The sequence below is a fragment of the Rhodoplanes roseus genome (assembly GCF_003258865.1).
In the GTDB taxonomy this organism is placed as follows: domain Bacteria; phylum Pseudomonadota; class Alphaproteobacteria; order Rhizobiales; family Xanthobacteraceae; genus Rhodoplanes; species Rhodoplanes roseus.
The window spans coordinates 1-244 of sequence record NZ_NPEX01000964.1; the positions used below are offsets into that span (position 1 = coordinate 1).

A 244-nucleotide genomic window follows, 5' to 3' on the forward strand; every position below is an offset into this window, starting at 1 on the left:
ATGGTGCACCTCTCCGACCTCTCCTGGGACCGCCAGGGCGAAGAGGCGATGGAGGAGTACAAGAAGGGCGAGATGGTCAAGGCCGTCGTCCTGGAAGTCGACGTCGACAAGGAGCGCATCTCGCTCGGCATCAAGCAGGTCGAAGGCGATCCGTTTGCCGAGGCCGTTGAGGGCATCCGCAAGGGCGCCATCGTCACCGGCGAGATCGTCGAGGTGAAGGATTCCGGTATCGAGGTGAAGATCG

General features: G+C 62.3%; 1 protein-coding gene. It reads left to right on the forward strand.

What is annotated here, in order from left to right; genetic code table 11:
- Positions 1-244: S1 RNA-binding domain-containing protein (locus CH341_RS33195; protein ID WP_146604826.1), on the forward strand; the 244-nt coding region annotated here is incomplete at both ends.